Annotated in this window: 14 protein-coding genes; 1 reads left to right on the top strand and 13 read right to left on the bottom strand. The window is 34.8% G+C overall.

The features are described from left to right. Window positions 1-13 precede the first annotated feature (13 nt). From zmpA to O3650_RS03580, 8 genes are all read right to left on the bottom strand, one after another. Window positions 14-6,511, bottom strand: coding sequence for a zinc metalloprotease A (zmpA, locus tag O3650_RS03615; protein WP_261080108.1), 6,498 nt, complete (start codon window positions 6,509-6,511; stop codon window positions 14-16). Window positions 6,512-6,932: 421 nt separating this feature from the next. After that, window positions 6,933-7,703, bottom strand: coding sequence for a type II toxin-antitoxin system toxin PezT (gene pezT, locus O3650_RS03610; RefSeq protein WP_153193382.1), 771 nt, complete (start codon window positions 7,701-7,703; stop codon window positions 6,933-6,935). After that, entirely contained in the window at window positions 7,703-8,179 is a 477-nt protein-coding gene (pezA, locus tag O3650_RS03605) for a type II toxin-antitoxin system antitoxin PezA (RefSeq protein WP_261031103.1), read from the bottom strand. Before pezA ends, pezT begins: the two co-directional genes overlap by 1 nt. 67 nt (window positions 8,180-8,246) lie before the next feature. Next, window positions 8,247-8,519 (bottom strand): hypothetical protein, encoded by a 273-nt coding sequence (locus O3650_RS03600; protein ID WP_261031101.1) that lies wholly within the window; start codon window positions 8,517-8,519, stop codon window positions 8,247-8,249. 37 nt (window positions 8,520-8,556) lie between these two features. Beyond that, on the bottom strand, window positions 8,557-8,940 hold the full coding sequence (locus tag O3650_RS03595) for a DUF5945 family protein (RefSeq protein WP_261031099.1): 384 nt from the start codon (window positions 8,938-8,940) through the stop codon (window positions 8,557-8,559). Then, on the bottom strand, window positions 8,937-9,170 hold the full coding sequence (locus O3650_RS03590; RefSeq protein ID WP_261031097.1) for a DUF5965 family protein: 234 nt from the start codon (window positions 9,168-9,170) through the stop codon (window positions 8,937-8,939). Before O3650_RS03590 ends, O3650_RS03595 begins: the two co-directional genes overlap by 4 nt. 50 nt (window positions 9,171-9,220) lie before the next feature. Continuing rightward, window positions 9,221-10,306, bottom strand: coding sequence for a toprim domain-containing protein (locus tag O3650_RS03585; RefSeq protein WP_261031096.1), 1,086 nt, complete (start codon window positions 10,304-10,306; stop codon window positions 9,221-9,223). Between the two features lie 9 nt (window positions 10,307-10,315). Next, window positions 10,316-10,957, bottom strand: coding sequence for a hypothetical protein (locus tag O3650_RS03580; RefSeq protein WP_000933084.1), 642 nt, complete (start codon window positions 10,955-10,957; stop codon window positions 10,316-10,318). Window positions 10,958-11,116: 159 nt separating this feature from the next. On the opposite strand from O3650_RS03580, the gene O3650_RS03575 reads away from it, so the two are divergent. After that, window positions 11,117-11,314: a hypothetical protein gene (locus O3650_RS03575; protein ID WP_261031095.1), complete on the top strand. Its 198-nt coding sequence runs from the start codon at window positions 11,117-11,119 to the stop codon at window positions 11,312-11,314. A 13-nt stretch (window positions 11,315-11,327) separates the two neighbouring features. Here the strand turns inward: O3650_RS03575 and O3650_RS03570 are convergent, their stop codons facing one another. From O3650_RS03570 to O3650_RS03550, 5 genes are all read right to left on the bottom strand, one after another. After that, window positions 11,328-11,624, bottom strand: a complete 297-nt coding sequence (locus O3650_RS03570) for a DUF5966 family protein (protein ID WP_261031093.1) — start codon at window positions 11,622-11,624, stop codon at window positions 11,328-11,330. Between the two features lie 13 nt (window positions 11,625-11,637). Beyond that, window positions 11,638-11,922: a DUF5962 family protein gene (locus tag O3650_RS03565; protein ID WP_261031091.1), complete on the bottom strand. Its 285-nt coding sequence runs from the start codon at window positions 11,920-11,922 to the stop codon at window positions 11,638-11,640. A 74-nt stretch (window positions 11,923-11,996) separates the two neighbouring features. Continuing rightward, window positions 11,997-18,215, bottom strand: a complete 6,219-nt coding sequence (locus O3650_RS03560; protein ID WP_261031089.1) for a DEAD/DEAH box helicase family protein — start codon at window positions 18,213-18,215, stop codon at window positions 11,997-11,999. Between the two features lie 47 nt (window positions 18,216-18,262). Beyond that, on the bottom strand, window positions 18,263-18,673 hold the full coding sequence (locus tag O3650_RS03555; protein ID WP_153193377.1) for a thrombospondin type 3 repeat-containing protein: 411 nt from the start codon (window positions 18,671-18,673) through the stop codon (window positions 18,263-18,265). Window positions 18,674-19,005: 332 nt separating this feature from the next. Next, a partial coding sequence (locus O3650_RS03550) for a Rib/alpha-like domain-containing protein (protein WP_371491616.1) occupies window positions 19,006-20,031 on the bottom strand: 1,026 nt, incomplete at its 5' end.

The raw sequence follows: 20,031 nt of genomic DNA, 5'->3' as shown, positions 1-20,031 counted from the left end.
CTAATAGTAAATACTATTTTTTATTCTCAAAAATTGAACTTCTAAAATCATCGGTTTGGTCAAGATAAGCTTTAAAAATCGCTCTCTTCAACTTATGAACCGCACTGTCAGTCTCTGGATTATAGTTATCCCAATGAGTTCCTTCTGCATCCTGACGGACAGCTTCATTCATTAGTTTCTGCAACTCATCTATACTACTTGTGGTTTTTGTTGCAAAGCTTGTCCACGATTTAGTTGTGTCCTTAAAGGTAACTTTGTTCAATTTGTTGAACTTGTCTTTACGCTCTGTATACATAGCCTTTTTAAAATCACTCCAAGTGTGGTATTGCCCATTAAATAATTTATGAAGTACCAATTTATCTGTCACTAACCCTTTTGTTTTACCATATGAGCTAATCGTTTTATTATTTTCCCTAGCATCGGGTTCAAATTGATTTGAAATATATGGTACCATACCATCTTTAAAGCCTTTAGCAGCTAATAGTTCATATGCCATACGACGTCCCATTAGATCACCTGGCGTTCCGTCATCATTACTTAATGCTGCATAAATCGGCGCAAATAGTTTTATAGTAAAATAGCCATTTCTTTCGTATGTTTTTGACGCATATTCCCTAGACGAAATAATATTATTATCAATCAAATCATTGAATGAACGTAGTTTTTTAGCTTCTTCTACTGTTAGATCTCTGACAACATTTGTTGCATATACGTTATTTCCATCTGGATCCTTGACGAATACATTCTCAATTTTTCTCAGTGCAGTCATTTTCTCTGCATTAGATAAATGTTGAATGATTGATTGTCCTTCAAGATATTCCAACATATAGACAACATCAAACATATTGTGGACATATTGCTTCAAATCATCTGCACTATTAAATCTCGTAGTTGGATCGAGTATTTGTAATCGTTCTCCTTCTTTGCTATCCGATTTTAAATGTTTCAAGATCGAGTTGATGGTGATGGTTGCGTCATTTGGATGGTCTGGTGCTTGCAATAAGCCTTTTGCGAAGAACTCTGGTCCCAAGCCACTTCTTCGACCATAGCCACCAAGATAAATTTCTCTATCTGAGTTATGCGTCATTTCATGCGTATATGTTACCGCACCAGATTTATCAAGCATACGATAAGCCATATAGTAGAATGCGTCCCCTGTTGCATATGCACCATTAGCATTGTGAACTACATTATTACCTGCTGGACCAAAGAAATGTTTTATTGCTGGATGATTAGTTTCAAAGTTAGCTTCTTGTAACTTATTATCTTCATCATTTCCAAATCTAAATGCATCATAGACTGGGATACTTCTAAATAATTTTTCTTTATTTTCATTATCTAGAATTTTATACCAATAATCATAATGGTCTCTAAATCGTTTAGCCGCTGCTTGTGCATTCTCTTCAACAAATTTATTTAATTTTTCTCCCTTAGGATATTCTTTACTTCTATATCTATCATATGCACCAAATCCAATAGTAGAGATATTCGCTATCATAAACACAGATTTTTCAGGTAGTGTTAATAACGGCAACACCATACTTTGATATTTCCATGATGGGCTAGTTAATCTATCATATACACCAATAGAATATGGACTACCTGCTATTGATTGTTTATCACTTACCTCTTTAATCGTAGATTTTTCTTCTACTATATAAGCTTTTGTTTGTTTTTTAAACCACTCGTTGTTAGAAGTTTTTGGTAAAAATACTTTTCTATATCCTTCTAATGCTTTAAATAAACTTTCAGTTCCATAATTTTTCGCTAATAATACATTATAAGTAATTACATTATTTTTCGCTAATAAATTGTTAAAGCCAGACTTACCTAGTTCAATAACATTATCTAAGGCTGAACTATTTGATTTACCGAAGAAATCCAAGTGATACATAACTAAATCTTTAGCACTTGCATTATCATATTTAAAATTATACCAACGTTCTAGATAAGTTAAACCTAGAAGTAACGCTTCTTTATTATTCTTAATTTTTTCTATTACATAATTATCAATTATTGAATTACTATTTTCAGCTATTGCCGCGTCAGCAGAAAGAAGTTTTGATAAACTATCTTCAATGTTTGCTTTTGTTTTGTCGAATTGTTCATCTAGATATAACTCTGTTAAACTAATACCTTTAGAAATATCTAATACTTTTCTAATTGCATCTGATTTATATTCTACTTTATTTAATTCTGGTAATACTTCATCTAAAATATTTTTATAATTTCGAAGTAATGTATTTGGTGTGTAAATTAATTTTGTACCATTCAAACTATACTCTGCTACATTTGAAAAATCACTTTGATATTGTATATTTATCGTTTCTGATGTATTGTCCGTGTAATATAGTAATAGTTTATTTATACTTGATTTATTTCCGTTAACATCACTAATTATTTCTTTATCTTTCATAGGAACTACTGATAATAATTCTTTTTTGTAAAGATTACTACTAGTCTCTACTAAATTCCCGTACTTAACTATTGTTTCTCTATTATAGAATGGTAATAATTTTTCAATATTTTTATAAACTTGTTCTTTTGATGAATCGGCATTTTCAAGATTTCTATAGTCAGTTACATATCTAGAAGAGAAATTGAAGTCTTCTACTTTAGTACTTTGTTTAGAAACTAACTCAACTTTTTTAGCATTCACTTTGTCAGATTCTAATATCGTACCTCTTTGTACATCTGAATCTTTAGTTACAAGTTCATCGTCCACTTGAACTACATTTACTACTTTATTATTTTTATTACTATATGTCTTAAATGCTTTAATACCATTAAAATCATAACCAACTATAGCGTTCCCATTAGTAACATTAACATCACTTAGCACATCAGATAGTCGACCTGAATTTTCAACTTCTCCTGAATTATCCCAAAGATTACCAACGACTCCACCAACTTTACCAAAATGTTTCACATTATTAACATTACCTTCAACATAGCTATTACTGATTGTCGCTCTATCATCAACAACTCCCGCTATACCACCAACAATTTGGTCTCCTTGATTAGCATTTGTCGCCATATCAATAGACGAAACTGATCTATCAATTGAAGCTCTAGCTCCTGAAAGTTTACCAACTAAACCACCTATTTGATAAGTAGCCGTTGTGTCATAAGTATTAGTTATTCTACCAGTATAACTACTATTCAAGATTTTAGAATCTGTAACTTGTGAAACTAAACCACCAATGCCACGTTCACCAGCAATTACACCAGATGAGTGAACATTAGTAATGTTAGTACCATTTTTCGCTTCTTTCGCTATTGTAGCAGCATCTTCTTTAGAAGAAACATTTGCTTCTTTTATTGAAAGATCTCGAATATTAGCATGATTTAAAACGTTAAATAACGGTTTTTTCAGGTTATATACAGCATAGTTCTTATCATTGTTTGAACCTATTAATGTACCACTAAATTCGTGATTAATATAACTTTCTTGACCTTCCAAAAGTTCTACTTCACGAGCATCCATAGTCGCCCCTAGACGAAATGTACCATGTGGGTTACTATTCATATCATCTACAAGATTTTTAAATGATGTATAAACACCATTTTCACTACTTACCGTCTTAGGTAGGTAGTATGTATAATTATCTAATACTCTATCATTTTCATGTTGTATCAGATTATTTACGCGAGCCACTATTTTATAGACTTCTCTATTATCTTTATTATCATTAGTAATACTTTCAACTGGAAGCATTACATCCTTAAAATTCTCTGACTTAACTTTCATAAAGTAATTTGAAGAGATGTTTGGCACACTTGAAAGTGAAGTTACATGACGATACTTATCTCCTTCTTTCGAATATAGTTCAACAGAAGAAATATTTCTAAGTTCTAATTTTTTAACAATTTCTTTCTCTTCTTTAGTGTCATCTTTTTTCTCATCTTTATGACGTTCAAGAGCATCATATTTAGGTGTAATTTCTTTACCGTTTATAATACTTCTAATCCAAGCTAATTGTGTTGGAGATAAAATCAATCCTCCTGAACGATTTTCAGCTCCATTTTGGTGTATGCCAATGACTTCTCCTTTAGAGTTAAAGATTCCTCCACCACTCATACCAGCTTTTCCACCTTGGTATTGGACACCATAAGTATTATTAGCGTATTTTTGTTCCATTTCTACAGTAGTATCTTTTAAGTGAGTATACTGCCCAGCAGGATATCCATGAACATTTAGTTTGTCATTAACATTTACTTTCGAGTAATTTTCTACTAAGTTGGCATACTGTCTTCTAGTAGATTCAGGTAATTTAATAACTGCTAAATCGTAGATAAAGCCTTTTGGATAATCTTTTTGATTATAGAAGTGAATATCATCTGAAGTGAATGAACCTTTTTGTCCATCAGGTGACTGCCATTCATATGTGTTTTTAGCTTTATCTCCCCTAAACTCACCAGTAGTGTTATCTGAAGAATTATTAATAAAATTATGCGCTACTGTCAACAATACATTAGGAGCTATAAAAGTAGCTGAACCCGTTCCTGATAATGCTTTGTTATCTTTAACAAAATTCATTCGAAGAAGTGCACTAGCATTTTTTTCTACATTATTGTTTTCTGTTGTATTGTTTAACTCTACTGCAGGTTTAGGCTTCTCTGTTTTCGGTGATTCAATTTTCCCTGTGTATTCTTTCGGTGGTTCCACTTTTTCTGGTTCGACTATCGCTCCAGCTTGAACCCCTGTATACTCTTTCGGTGGTTCTACTTTTTCTGGCTCGACTATTGCTCCGGCTTGTACGCCTGTATATTCTTTTGGTGCTTCTACTTTTTCTGGTTCGACTATCGCCCCAGCTTGTACTCCTGTATATTCTTTCGGTGCTTCTACTTTCTCTGGCTCGACTATCGCTCCAGTTTGCACACCTGTGTACTCTTTGGGTGGTTCTACTTGTTCCGGTTCAACTATTGCTCCAGCTTGTACTCCTGTGTATTCAGGTAGTGGTGCTACTTGCTCCGGTTCGACTACTGCCCCAGCTTGCACACCTGTGTACTCTTTGGGTGACTCTACTTTTTCTGGTTCAACCACAGCTCCGGCTTGCACGCCTGTATATTCTGGCAGTGGTTCTACTTGTTCCGGTTCAACTATTGCTCCAGCTTGTACTCCAGCATATTCCGGTTCAACTTTTTCTGGTTCAACAATAGCTCCGGCTTGTACACCTGTATATTCTGGTTTTTCATGAACTTCAGGTTCTCCTTTATCACTTACTACAGCCTCTGGTAACTCAGGTTGGACTGCGGGTTTAACAATAGATCCAGCTTGTAGGTCCTTATGTTCTGTGACAGTCTCAGGTTGTTCCTTTATAACTTGAGCTTTTTTAGTACCTTTTTCTACTATTCTTGAAACAGGCGCAGCCGTTGAAGTTGAAACAATTTCTCGCGAAACTTCTTCCTTGTTTACAGAGAATATTCTGACGATTTCAACTTTCTTACCTAATTTACCTTCTTGTTTTACTCTTATAGTTCCTTCAGCTAAATCAGGATTCTCCTGAACTTCTTCTTGAAAATCTATTTTTGTCTCTATAGTTTCGTCACGATATAAGAGTTCAGGTTTATTCAACTGACCTGATAGAACTTCATCCTGTGGATTTAATGTATTTACCCCAGTCTTTTCTTTTTGAGAAACCTTCTCGTCTTTCTTCGTTTCTAGATTCTTATGTTCGGCTAATTGTGCTTGAGAATCTGAAGATTGTTTCTCTTCTTTTCTTGGATTCGTTAATTCTGTAGAAAGAGGTTTTTCAACTACTTGAACTTCTGTCGGCTTAGTTGAAGAAACAGGTGTTTGTTCCTGAATAGCTTGTACTGTTGATGGATTCTCTACAAAATTAGGTGTAACACTATAATCAACCTTTTGTTGTTTTGTAGGAGTGGCTACTGATTTATCTTGATTATTTACTTTAGACTCAGAAGTTATGTTTCCCTCTTTGATATATCCAATATATGTGTAACCTGAAATGTCTTTAGGAAGAGGTAATTTTTCTCCAGAAGTCAATTCATAGTCAGTATTGTAATTTAGCAAAAGATTATTTTCTAAAGCATGAGCCGATACAAGAACACCGTTTCCTATTCCTGCAACCAATACTAAATGTAATACCGTTTTATTCTTAACTTTTTTCTTGGAAACAGCAAAAACTAAAATCCCCAGAGCTGCTAAGCTAGCACCAGCAACTAGGGCTTGCATCTCATTCTTGCTTCCAGTATTTGGCAATTCCCCCAGTTGATTTTGGGAATTTAATTTATAAACAAGATAATAAGTCTCATCATCATTATCCACGTATGTCGGAATATCATAGACAAGCTTATTCTGCTCATCTGATGATAGCTCTGAATCTGTTACATATTTATAGTGAACACCTTTAGTCTCTTGAGCATTCACAGATGAACTACCTAATACAGACATAAAAAATAAACTTGAAATCGTTGCAGATACAAGTCCTACTGATAATTTTCTAAATGAAAAACGCTGCTGTTTTTCACCAAAATACTTTTCCATTATTCCTCCTTGAAATAAAATTTATATTTATCTTGCGAAAGCCTTTTATATATTAGTGTATTATCTATAAAAAAGGCGTTACACTTTGATTATACTCTTAATTTACCAAAAAGTCTTAAAATTGCGTTGCGTTTTCATACTTTGTTTTATATATAAAATAAATATAGAAAAACTATACTGTAATTCATTAGAAGATTTATTTATAAATTGGAAGATTTAATAATTATTTTAAAAATACTTAGGAAGAAAAAAATGTAGAAAATAAAAAAGCTAGGCAAAAACTAATCTCAGAAGAAAATGGAGTAAATCTTCCTACCAGAAAACGCATAATATCAAGTTTTTCAACACCTGATACTATGCGTTTTTCTGATTTTAAAGACTTTTTTCAATCCTAAATAGACTATATTATAAAATTCGTGATCTAACAATCATTTCTATTAGTTAAATCTTTTAACCTTTCTTCTCCAGATTTAAGCATCTCTTTCTCCACTTGATTCCATTCTCCAAATAGTAACTCTTGAAGAACATCTGCTGCTGAAGTTGTATTTTCTTTTGAATCATATACACAACTTCTATCTCGTTGATAAATTTGAATTCTTTCAAAGATAGCTAGTTCTTCCAACTGCCGTGTATTATCAACTAGATGATTTACAATGAAATCATGATATTCTTTTGAAGTTGCGCGTGCTTGATTTGGATTAATAGCGTACAGTTCTTCGTATCGGATAAGAGTGCTCAGATAGGACAGCTTAGGCTTTGTCGCAATCAAGGCTAATTGTACTTCATATCCCCTACTTTTCAAGAGTTGTGCTGTTTTCTTTGGAACATCAACTGTTCGTAAAGTTCCCTCTATCAAAAGATTGTATCCCAAACTACTCAATTCTGTTACTAAAGACTCTACCATTTTCCCTGCAAAATCTTTGGTGTATTCTACACTGTCTTTGCCGTATTCTTGCTGCAGTTCTAAATAGTGTGGATGTTGAGAGCGAAAACTATCGCCATCTATGATAACAATATTTCCTTGAAATTCTTTCTGTTTAATACGATGAATTGTAGTCTTACCAGCACCACTTTGCCCTCCAAGCAAAATCGCTATAGGTTGCTTACTGGACTTTTTTCCTCTTGTCAGAGAACGAAGATTCCGTGCTAGAGCATGTTTGAATTCCCTATCAGTATAATCTTGGATTTCCATTAGGCTACCATCCGTTTTTCAGATATCTCTAACATACGTTCAATTCCATCCAAATAGCCGCTATATCTCTCTATTTCATCAAAAGTTTCTACTAAATAGATATTCGTATGAATCAAATCAGATAGATCATCACTCATTAAAATCCAAGGATTAGATTCATTATCAATGCTAATTCCCTGACTATCTTGATAACGATAGAGTCGAGATAAAAGATTAGCACCTCTTTCTTTCACAATTTCAATTTTTAAAGTCAATTCATAATCTTCAACAGGATTGAGCATTTTATCTTCTCCTACAATATCGACATAAGATACATTAAACTTCTGACAAATGATGTCAATTAATTCCGTAGAGACTGAACTTGTTCCATTTTCATAACGACTCAGACTATTTCGTGAAATACCTACAATCCGTGCAAATTCGGGTTGTGTTAAATCATGTGTTTTACGTAAGGATTTTATGTTCTTTCCAATCATGGCAAACTCCTTTATTTTTATAATTCAATTATAGCATAAAAAAGTATAACGCACCAATTTTGGTGCATTATTGGCTATTTTTCCTAAATCTCTCTAAATTCTTCTCCAATTGTTCCTTATGAAGTTGATTCTTAGCTTCCGTTAATGTGTCGTCCAAAGTTTCTTCTCTGTAAGTTGATTCTGTTTTTAGTTGTTCTGATTCTTGATCTGGAGTGAAAATGATATCTAGCAATCGGTCTATTTTTTCAAGATCTTGGGCAGACATATCAGATAGTCGATGAATTAGCTTTTTAAATACATCACCATTGTCTTGGCTTTTCTTAAAAAGTGTTGTAAACATCTATAACCTCTCAAAAAAAGCAGCTTATCAGGACTGCTTAGTGTAATTCGGCAATCGCATCATAAATGGACTGCAATTTCTTATTGTCTTTATTCTTTGTGTCAATCAAAGTATGTAGCTCTTCAATTTTCTTTTGACTACTTTCAATATCACTATTGTTATCCGCAATCAGCCTTTTAAGATGTTGCTGATAACTTGTAGTGATATCTGTCTCTTTTCCTGTTCTAACCTCTGTAACTTTGGGTTTAGAACTAGAATTTGATTCCGTCACAGGTGCTTGTTTGCGCTTTTGAAAAGCTGCTTCATAATTTACATCATTACCTCCTTGATGATTTCCAAATAAGGCCGCAATTTTATCTGGATCTTCTTGATTTTCTGATTTACTTTCTAATGGTTGATTAAAATTCCAATCTTTTGTCATTCACTCATTTCATCCTTTCTAAATTCAGAATCATCGAATTGTCTTTCTCTACCGAAGGCATGGTCAAGAGCTTCTTCAAAACTCATGTGACTAATGCTTTGACGCCTTTTGAACGTCTCAAACATCGCTGTCTCCAGTTGCTCTTTGTAAGCAGCGAGTTTTTCTGTCTCTCTTGCTACCTTGCTTTCTTGCCTAGTGACCTTTTCTTCTAAGCGTTCAATAATGGTCATATACGATCCTCCTTCATTCTAATATTAGCTAAAACATCTTGATTTTGTTATCACAATTCTAAACATTGAGGGGGTTGTCTTACTGGTGGATTTCCCAATTTCTCTTTTGCAGTCTCAAGTATACATTGTAAATCTGATTTCTTTTCTCTAAGAACATCATTCCAGTCTATTTTTTCTTTCCCAGATTCATTATCAGGCAAATCCAGTAAAACAGGAAATCCTGATTGAGATAACTTATCAGAAAAATCTTTACCTGCATCATCACAATCTACCGCAAGTGTCAATAAATCAGGATGATTATTGAAATAGGTAGTGGTATCACGAATTGTATTGATCAAAGGCAATAACTTTGAATGTGTTACTGTATCTAAGAATTCCAACTTCTGATTTTCTTCAGCTATCAGTCGTAAAGTTTGATAAGCCACAACAGACCTTTTTAATCCCTCCATAGATACCAAGCGAACATCTGATAGACTTTGTTGATGAAGTTCGTAATAGCTCATCAAGTCGATGAACGATTCACAAAAGACCAGTCTATTTGGTTTACCAATGTCAAAGGATATTCCAATATGTCCATGGCTTCCTTTTAGAATCGTTTTTAACCTCTCTCTTGGAAGAGAATGATTCTTATATATCCCTTGTAAGCTTGCTGCCTGCAGCTTGTGACGATGATTAAAGCTTTTAAAAACGATAACAGGTTCAACTGTTTCATTTGTTTTCCAACTAGCTTGTGCTATCAAACCTTGTTGAATCATCTTTTGTATGATTTCTTCTGAAATTCCTCTACATTCTGTTAAGTAATATATGGCCAGACTACAGTTAGAATCTTCTATTCTCTTTAAAGGATAATAAAATGGTCTCTCTCTATTTTCTTGAACAGCTTCTTTTTGAAAAGGTTCTTCAGAAAGAAAAACTAAAGCTTCTCTAAAGGAAATTCCCTTAACAAGTCGAACAAAATCAATGACATCACCTTGAATATCTCTTGAAAACCATTTAAAAGTATTGGTACTCGAAAAAATCCGAAATGAATCGTGTTCAGGATGTTCATAGACACGGCTAGAAACTTGTTTAAAGGAGATACCTAAACGATTGGCTACATCAAGAATTGAAATTTGCTTACATTCTTCTATTTCCATGCAATATCATCATTTTGTCGTAGTATTTGGCAGTGATGGAACAGATGAGGATTCTTCCAAAGTTTTAGGAGTTGCCTTATCTAAATCATCTAACCCAGATTTCCAAACCTGTACTTGATTGACCAATAACTTACCAGGTAGTTTAGAATAGGATAACTTAACTGTTCTTGTTTCTGTCTGATTGGTCTTTGATTGGTTGGCATTCTTTAAATCAGATACATAGGTTACATTATAAGAGACCATGGCAATGGCTTGATTCGTAGTCTGATTGACAAAGATATCAGCTTTTTCAAAATGATAATCCAAAATATAGTCCTTATACACTTGGTTCATGGCATCGTTTTGACTTGTCAATTCTTGAGAATAAGCCGATTCAGTCATATAAGGTTGAATGCGTGTATTATTTTCCCCTAGTTTTTCTTTCGTATAATACTGTGTCAAAAATTCTTTTACAGTATCCGATGACAAAATGCTGGCTTTATCTTCTGCTTGTTTATCTTCCACAAGTTTAGCTGCAGCCAATTCAATCTCTTTACGACTTTGTTTAGCAGTCGAGTGTTGACCAGCAGTATATCCCATCATGAGAATAAAGCTAGTTGCAGCTACTGCTCCAACACTAATTAAGGCTTTAGTTTTGACTTTATTTAACATCTTAGACCTTCTTTCTATAAAAACTAGGTCAAGAATAACAAAAAGAACTTGTAAGTTTTATCACATCACAACGAAAGGTAATTCCTACATTTCAGGTGCAAAATCGTACAGTTCAGAGAAATATATCAAAACTATCTGTCTTCAGCTTATAATGTAACTATGAAGCATTTAAAAGAAGAAAATTTGGGAAGAGCTCTTTCTCATATTGAACGACATAAACAAGCCATAAATACAAGTAATAACAGTGAGGATAATGATTTTCATAAATTACTGCTCCAATTTAGCTATGAAGTATATGAAAGAATCAAGGCTAATAAAAAACCTTATCCGAATTTAGATTCAGATAAAGTTTTTTAACCATCTAACAAGTTTACATACTTTCCTTAGTTTTGGAGTTTATGAAACGCCAACTGAATCCTAGAACCAACATCAGATTGATGAAAAGGTACACAGTCGTAAAACTAGTTAAGCCATGTTGTCTGATATCATCAAAGTATAAAGTCGGTTCAGTAAAGAACAAATAAATTCCATATCCCTCAACGAAAACAAGAAAACTGACAAAACCAATAAGGAAAAGTCCACTGGCAATAAGAAAGAGTCTCCATAAAAGAATGAGAATTCCTCCTACCGCTAAAAAAATTACTGGTATAAGGAGTAAATCATTCATGACTTTCTCCTTTCTAGTCAATCAATTGACGATAATGGGTGGCAAGAGAGGAATCAAACTCTTCTAATTTTTGAACTAAGTCCAAATACTCCTCTTTCTCATGTTCTTCAAAGTCCACACCTCGATGATTCTGAAGAGCGATTTCCAATTGACTAGTAAGTTCTCGTTTAGAAAAACTATAATCCCCTGTCACTTCCTCATAATGTTCCTTTAGTTCCTTGTAGACATGGTATTCTTCAGGTGTTTGAAATCCCTGTACCAAAGCCTCTTCTAATTGATAATAGGTATCTTCCATCATAATCGTTACCTCGTTTCTTTCTATCTTTATTTTACCGCGTTTTTCTTTTCTTGTCCGCTATTTGTATCTATTTTTTAATCTAATTCAAAAGAAAGTTGTTCTTGCTTTTCTTTTCCTTTTTCGTGGAATTGTCTTAAGGCCTGATCAATAATATCTAAATCCGTTTCTGTTTCAATCAATGGCGCGAGTACATCGTATTCGGCCTTTTTTGTTTGATAGTCCTCTTCCTTTGGAAAATTTTTCTCAATTTCTACTTTAGCAGTAGTCCATTTATCCTTTAATTCATCCAATAAGTTCTGAGTTTTCACTTGGTCCTCCTTGATGTGATCAATCGTATGCTGAAGCCTTTGAATTGTCCCTAAAGGAGAATACAAATCTAAACTGACAGAATATTGATTTTCTCCTACAATCTTAACAGAGAAGGTTTCAGGAAGAGGTTGATTGGTTGGAAGACTAAGCATTTTAATGTCAAATCCTCGATAGCTTGCTAGGGTTCGGAATTCTTTGCTGTCAGCTTGATTATGACGGATAAGACGGTGTAGGGATTCCCCTGCTTCAGCTCGTTGATCAAAAGCTTGCTTGCCTACTGTCATAGAAAATGCCTGGTCTTTCGATATTTCAGACTGTTGAATATCGCCTTCATACTTGCTTAATCGTTTCTCAAGAATGGGCATATTTTCTTCACAGTAGGAGATTGTGTGACGATAGTGATCCTTGCTGCGTTGAAAGGCGCGTCTTTGATTTTCTAATAGAGTTAGATCATTCTCTAGTTCCATCTTGTATTTAAGATAAGGATTACCTGTTGCTAGCGCCTTAAAATCAGAAGCTGTCATAGTCTGTTCATCAATATCTTCTGCAGCACGAATCGGCTCCTTAGAAGTCATAATCTGCTTAATATAGCGGAGTTTGTTCTCCTGAGTTGCCCATAGATAATTATCAAACGAACCTTTAGTAATGTAGTGGTAAATATCCACTTCCTTGTTTTCATTTCCCTGTCGGATAATACGTCCATTGCGTTGCTGAATGTCACTTGGTCTCCACGGTACATCCAGGTGATGAACTGCTTTCATCTTGCTCTGAACATTTAAACCTGTTCCTCCTTTTTCAGTTGAGGCAAGGAGAATCCGTACTTCTCCTGCATTGACCTTTCGAGACAAACTATTCTTCTTTTCATCACTATTGGCATCATGTACAAAGGCAATTTCCTTACTAGGAATTCCTCTATCAACTAATAGAGCCTTTATTTCAGAATAGACATCAAAGCCATTATCCTTTTTCTTAGGTGTGCCAATATCTGAAAAAATCATCTGAGTAGCCTTATTTCCCATTCCCTCACGATAAATTCTCTCAACATTATCCACTACCTGAAGCAGTTTATGATTGTCTGCTAGACTATAGCTAGAGTCCAACAAACGCATATCAATAGCTAGTTTCCGTGCCTCGCCCGTTATCTTTAACATGTTATCCTGACTCGGATCAACCGTTCCACATTTGACCGCATCTGAACGCATAACCAATTCTTCTAGATAGAGTTTCTGGTTTTCGGTTAACTCACTCTCAATAGGGATAATATGAGCTTCTGGAACAGGTAAATCCAACATATCTTGTGTTTGAATGTCAGCTGTTTCTTTGTAGATTTTCATCAACTCAGGTAGATTGACAAATTTTTTAAATCGTTTCTTAGGTTGGTACTTATCCCCTGTAGGAGCTAATTCCATAGAGTTTTGAATTTCTCCAAAAGCACCTACCCAAGAGTCAAAATAATCAACTTGATAGCGTTTTAATATATCTGGTTGAATATAGTTCATCATAGTATATAACTCACTAATAGAATTGGAAACAGGAGTTCCTGTCGCAAAGACAATGTTTTTAAAATCATGTTCTTCCTGAATCTGTCGCACCTTCATTTCCATATCCACATTCTTCTTAGACGTTGTATTGGTAATCCCTGCTACATTTCCAAGTCCAGTAATCGGACGAATATTTTTAAAGTGATGTGCTTCATCCACAAAGAGAAAATCAATTCCTAAGTTCTCAAAATCAATAAAACTATCACGATTAAAGCGTTGGAGTTCTTCCAATTGTTTCTCTAGACCACTAATTGATTGCTCTGCTTCTTTAACGGTATACTTATTTTCAGAATGTGTTTTAATCTCTCGTAGTTCATTGAGTTTATCCTCTATATAGTTCATCTGTCTTTCCTTACTGACAGGGATTTTTTCAAATTGAGAATCCCCAATGACAATGGCATCGTAATCTCCTGTAATAATACGGGACACAAATTGTTTTCTTCTCGCCTTCACAAAATCTTTCTTAGTGGTCACAAAGACTTTTTTAGTCGGGAAAAATTTCATGATTTCTTGGCCAAACTGAGCAGACAAACTAGAGGGCACCACATACAAGGGCTTATGAACCATCCCCAACTCCTTTAATTTAAACCCAGCACCAAGCATTGTCAAGGTCTTTCCTGAACCTACCTCATGAGCTAATAAGGCTCTTTTTTCTTCTACGATTCTTTGAATGGCATTCTCTTGGTGAGGACGAAGACTAATGTTTTGAGCCAAGCCATCAATAACTAAATGGCTACCGTCATACTCTCGACTAACCGTCCGATTATAAAGACGATTATAGCTTTCCTCAATGACTTGTTGGACTTCTGGATACCGTGAGACAAATTCTTGAAAGAGCTCTTGTAAATGCTGCTCTTTTGCTCTTAGAACAGAGGTTTTTTCCAAATCTGTGATGGTCTTTTTCTTTTCTCCTTCCGTAACAGTCATGGTAATCGTCGGTTGGTTTGAATTTAGTAAATTCTCAAAAATCTTTCTTCCTGTATCATAACGTGACCCACTAACTCCAAGACTACTATCTTTGGCACTTGGATAGCGATAAGCAAATGATGTCCTTAAATGAACCTGGCCATCGACAGGATTCACTTCAATGACTTGTTCAACATCAGGCGAAGACAATTCAAATTCACGATTGGTAAAACATTCAAAGGCAAATTTACCATAAACGGATTGAGGAATCCAACGTGACCCTATTTTAAACTCAATATCTGCCAGATGAATCCTTGGAGGGCGAACAGATTCTAACAAATCTAAAGCATGGTTCCAATCATATTCTTGGTTGTTTTCCTCTACTAATAGTTGAACTACTTCTATCTTGTTGAGAATATCTCCTGATAAAAACTGGTTCTTAGAAAGGTATTTTCTTTCCCCTCTTAAATAGCTTTCTGGATCCATTAAAACATGGTCACCTAACTCATCTAAAATAGCAGCTTGGCTGTGTTCAGGATAAATTGATACCATATAGTCTAAATCAACCCCTCTACCATCCGATAAACTAGAGTTTAAGGCATCTAGAGCTGTTGAAACTCTTGCAATCACTCTCTCTGGCCTAACCAATGCTTTCTCAAAGGCTAAAGATTTTTTATATTTTACTTTCTGATCTTTAGAATCAATGTATTCATCTTCTAAACTTGCTAGTAAAGAATACTTATCGTCACTATCAAATAAGTTCCGATTGACTGAGGCATTCAAGTATCCAAATTGACTTACAAAGCGGTCATAGTCATGATTGAGTTTACTAAGTAACACCTGAAAATCTGTCCGACTATAGTCTTGATGACGTTGAATTTCAATTAAGGCTTGATAGGTCTCTCTCAAATCAACCATGCCCTTAATGCGACTAATATCCTTATCCGATAAGGGACTTTCATAAAAGACAGTTTTTTTGAACAGTCCCTTATATTTCCCTCTTTTACTCGCTTCTTCTGACTTGTAAACATCTAGTGCTTCCTCATCTGTCAAATGAAGTTGCACGAATCGGTCTATTTTATGTTCAGACAAAGAACTGTCCCAGGCTTTAAACTCTCCCTTCTCATCTACATAATAACTAATTTCGTCTACTTTTGAACTTTTCCGAATGCCATGCGTATCTCGGTAATAAATTTGATTTCCCTCATATCCAAAAGAATAGAGCGCTAAGTCCTCACGTATACGACTGGGGATAGAATTATCCACTTCTTCTTGGATAAAAACAGGTGCTTTCAAAGAATTGTCAATTTGTTTAGGTGCTTCCACATTCTCTAATGCTTTCATTATGTCAGTAGCTAATGTTTCTGATACCCCCTTAACATTGAGGGTTCCTCCATTAAAATTACGTACCTCATATTCACCCAAAACTTGTGTGTTGTATTTCCCATCAAAATAAGGATTGATCCAGACACGCTTATCTTCCTCAAAGGGAATAGAACCACTAAAAACAAGTTCCTCTTCATTAAGATTCTTTGCTTGATCCTTTTGAAAGAAGAGGAGGTCTGTGGTCACTCGAGTACCTGCAATCTTTTTAAAAGCCGTATCCGGCAAACGGACTCCCCCTAAAAAATGAGTGTTTGATTTAATCTCTTGTAAGACATTATCTGTCCGCTTATCCATTGTCCCAATAGATGAGATAATCGACACTTGTCCTCCATCTCTTACTAAATCAAGTGAGTGTTTGACAAAGTAATCATGAATCATATAAGGTTTATCATAGTTTTTATCTGCAATCCGAAAATTTCCAAATGGAACATTCGTTAAGACTAAATCAAAACTATTATTTTGATAGGGCACTTCTTCAAATCCTCGCACTTCAATATGGGTATTGGGGTGGAGTTGTTTTGCGATTGCGCCTGTCACACTGTCTAATTCAACCCCATAGAGTTCTGATTTATCTCGTATACTTTTAGGCATAGCCGCAAAGAAGTTCCCAGTCCCCATAGAAGGATCTAATATCCTTCCTCCCTCAAAACCATCATCCAGTAATTTTTGCCAAATCTGGCGAATAATCATTGGATCTGTATAATAGGCTGTGAGAGAACTTTGTTTCATGGTCGAATATTCTGATTTACTTACTAAACTCTTAAGAGTTAAACGTTCTGTTTCATACTTTGGATTGAGTTCATCGAAAAATTCATTGGCAAGACCGCCCCAGCCGACATACTTGGCTAGTAGCTCTTGTTCTTCTGGATTCGCTTGTCGTCCCTCTTTTTCTAATCTTTTAACAAGTTCAATTGCGGCGATATTCGTTTCAATTTTTTCTCGATTTGTCTTAGGATAAAAGTCCTCTAAATCATCTGGAAAAACAAAATCTTGAACGGGGACATCCGTATCTTCTATACCTGAAATTAAAGATTTTGTTTCCTTATCCTTTTCATTTTCTTCTTCCAGATAGGAAAACAAATCTATTTCCTGACTTTCACTTGATGAATCCATCTCAATCTCTGAATCTTCTTTTTCAAGTTCTATATGAGACAATACTTGTTCAATCTCTTCCAAACTGTTCAAGTATAAGATAGGATTCTCTTCAAATAACTGGTTGGAATCATTGAATAGCTCTAGGCGAACTAAGTCATTTAACTGTGCATTTTCAATCGAAACCAACTGAAATACTTGTCCTTTATAACTTACTTGTGAATTGATTGGATATTCTCTCAAAGCTTCTTCTACAATTTTATCTACTTCAGATAGGGAATGAACTTCCACATTTTCTTCTACCTGGTCAATATTATCTAAAGGTAAGACTGCTTCCTCTACTTGCTTAGACTTTTCTCTTATAGCCTTTACTTCATCAAAATGAGTAATAATCTTCAGCTTTTGTGTCAGTGGTAGTTGTTTATAGTTTTCTTCATGATGGACAAAATCCGTAACGGTATCTAAAGTAGCCATCAATTCTGAACCCAAATAGGCTAGAACATCTCCTTCTTTTTCTTCAAAATGAATCTCAAGAACCTCTTTTTTTAGTTCTTTGGAATCAACCATTAGAAGAAACTCCTCTATATCTCTACTAATGCGGTCAGATAGATTATTCGCAACCCGATAGACATTGACTAAATTGACATCCTGTTTCTGATGACATACAAGCTCACTTAATGGTGTTAGCTTCTCTTTTTCAGATTGGATATAAAATCGAGTGGAAAGGTTATAGGTTGCGACTTCTAGCACCAAGTTTTTCTCAAAATTACTTAATTGAGATAATTTACTTAGGCCTGCTTGTCCAATATTTCTTGTGTAACTTTCTAAATCTTGGTCATGATTTTCAGAACTAGCCTCTAGGAAAGAAATAATATCTTGATGAAACGAATACACATGAGGTATCTCTTCTATCTTGCCCTCTTCAGCCAAAAAACTTTCTACCAAGTCTTGCCATTTCTCATCAAAATGTTGCGCTTGATAACGAAGAAATAGGGTCATTTTCTCCCTATCTTTTGGAATTGTTCCACGAAACATAGCCAATAATTGCATTACTTCCATACTTGCTCCTTTCATCTATACGAAAATAGGAGAATCACATGATTCCCCTACAACTCTATCTCCATTTCAACCTCTTGAGGACTGGTTTCTAAATCACTAGACAAAAGAGAAGCGGCATCTGTTCTCATGTAGTAAGTATATAAGTCTTCAAGGTCTTGTTGGTTTTCAATCCCTGTTTCAATACTAATAAGAGCCTGTATAAATTCCTTGTAGTGACTCTCCATCATATCTGAAATCTTTTGTTTCATTTCCATAAATACTGAAGACGGTTCAGTTATACTTGTTTGGTCTATGTCTTGTAAATCCTTTTCTAAGGGATTGGTTCCTTCTTCTACTTCCACTAAATCTGAACGACCATCGCCATCAGAATCTGCGCTTAGAGAATTGGTTCCTAGCGCCAATTCTTGAGCATCAGTCAGTCCATCTTGATCCGAATCACGTTGATAAATGGCTTCCATATACTTCCTTCTTTCCTAGTTAATCTTTTTTCACTCCAATCCTACCAAATATTCCTTGAAAGAAGTATCACAATCATTACAAAACATATCTACAATAAATAAGTAAAACATTTATATTAGTTAAAAACTTTATAAAAAGTAAGTACTAATAAATCTTTCCATAAAAAAACGCATAGTATCAGACTTTTTTAAGTTACTGATACTATACGTTCCTGTGATCCTGATATTTTTTCAGCATCAACAATCTTTATATTATTATCCAAATACTATTTCGTAAAGTTTTTATATAGGTCTGGATTTAATATTACACAAGATAAATAATCGACAAATCTTTAATCTTCTTTTTTCTTACGAGCTACGAGTCCGAATGCACCCAACATTCCAAGAAGTCCAAGACTAGCTAGACCAGACTTATCTTCTGTACCAGTATTTGGTAATTCCTTCTTGTCATTGGCTACGGTTGTTTCAACGGCTACTGGTTTAGAATCAGTAGAACTTGTCTGAACTGGAGTAGCTACTGATTTTTCTGGACTTGTAGGAGTCTCTGGAGAGCTTGGTTGCTCAGAACGAGTCGGGATAGTTACTTTCTTATAGGTATGAATCACATTGCCATTTTTATCTGTCTTAGTGCCAATATATTCATAGCCTTCTAAAGTCTTAGGTCCATGGCTACCATTTTCGTTTGGAGAAATTTCTTTACCATCACCATCTTGGTAACGTGTTACGATATGAGTTGTTGAACTACCATTATTACCGTAACTATTACCATGATTAGATTTAGAAGTTACTTTGACAGGAACTTCTACTGTCACTTTACGTCCATCCGGTAATTCAATCTCAACCGTTACAGATGGTTTATCACCTGGTGTATTCGTTTTTGGAATTTCTCCAACTTTAGTAATTTTCCATCCTTCTGGTAAATCAACATGTTGCTTCACCATATCTTCTGTAATCGGTGTTCCTACCTCAACCACTACAGGAGTTGTTTTTGGGGTAACAATAACAGGGACTTTAACGGTTACTCGTTTACCTCCAGGTAATTCGATTACTACTGGAACACTTGGTCTTTCTCCCGGTACATCTGTAGATGGTTTATCCCCGATACTAATGATTTTTCCACCTTCTGGTATTTGAATATGTTTTTCAACATCCTCATTTGTAATTGGATCCCCAAGTTTTTTCACGATATCTTTAATTGGAGTTACGTTTACAGGCACCTCTACTTCTATTTGTTTACCATTAGGAAGTTCAATTTTAACTTTGACAGTACCTTTATCTCCTGGAGTATTTACTTTTGGAATTTCACCTACTCCAATAATTTTTCCACCTTCAGGAACTTTCACATGTTTTTCAATATC

Source organism: Streptococcus sp. 20925_1_24 (assembly GCF_041432335.1).
Classification (GTDB): domain Bacteria; phylum Bacillota; class Bacilli; order Lactobacillales; family Streptococcaceae; genus Streptococcus; species Streptococcus mitis_BM.
The sequence above is the reverse complement of the archived record's forward strand: the minus strand, read 5'-3'. Positions and strand labels throughout refer to the sequence as shown.

Coding starts and splice junctions, on each gene's coding strand:
- O3650_RS03600 (WP_261031101.1), bottom strand. CDS start 8,519: ATGTTTACAACACTTTTTAAGAAAAGCCAAGACAATGGTGATGTATTT.
- pezT (WP_153193382.1), bottom strand. CDS start 7,703: ATGGAAATCCAAGATTATACTGATAGGGAATTCAAACATGCTCTAGCA.
- O3650_RS03575 (WP_261031095.1), top strand. CDS start 11,117: ATGAAGCATTTAAAAGAAGAAAATTTGGGAAGAGCTCTTTCTCATATT.
- O3650_RS03595 (WP_261031099.1), bottom strand. CDS start 8,940: ATGACAAAAGATTGGAATTTTAATCAACCATTAGAAAGTAAATCAGAA.
- O3650_RS03560 (WP_261031089.1), bottom strand. CDS start 18,215: ATGGAAGTAATGCAATTATTGGCTATGTTTCGTGGAACAATTCCAAAA.
- O3650_RS03555 (WP_153193377.1), bottom strand. CDS start 18,673: ATGGAAGCCATTTATCAACGTGATTCGGATCAAGATGGACTGACTGAT.
- zmpA (WP_261080108.1), bottom strand. CDS start 6,511: ATGGAAAAGTATTTTGGTGAAAAACAGCAGCGTTTTTCATTTAGAAAA.
- O3650_RS03580 (WP_000933084.1), bottom strand. CDS start 10,957: ATGTTAAATAAAGTCAAAACTAAAGCCTTAATTAGTGTTGGAGCAGTA.
- O3650_RS03565 (WP_261031091.1), bottom strand. CDS start 11,922: ATGATGGAAGATACCTATTATCAATTAGAAGAGGCTTTGGTACAGGGA.
- pezA (WP_261031103.1), bottom strand. CDS start 8,179: ATGATTGGAAAGAACATAAAATCCTTACGTAAAACACATGATTTAACA.
- O3650_RS03585 (WP_261031096.1), bottom strand. CDS start 10,306: ATGGAAATAGAAGAATGTAAGCAAATTTCAATTCTTGATGTAGCCAAT.
- O3650_RS03570 (WP_261031093.1), bottom strand. CDS start 11,624: ATGAATGATTTACTCCTTATACCAGTAATTTTTTTAGCGGTAGGAGGA.
- O3650_RS03590 (WP_261031097.1), bottom strand. CDS start 9,170: ATGACCATTATTGAACGCTTAGAAGAAAAGGTCACTAGGCAAGAAAGC.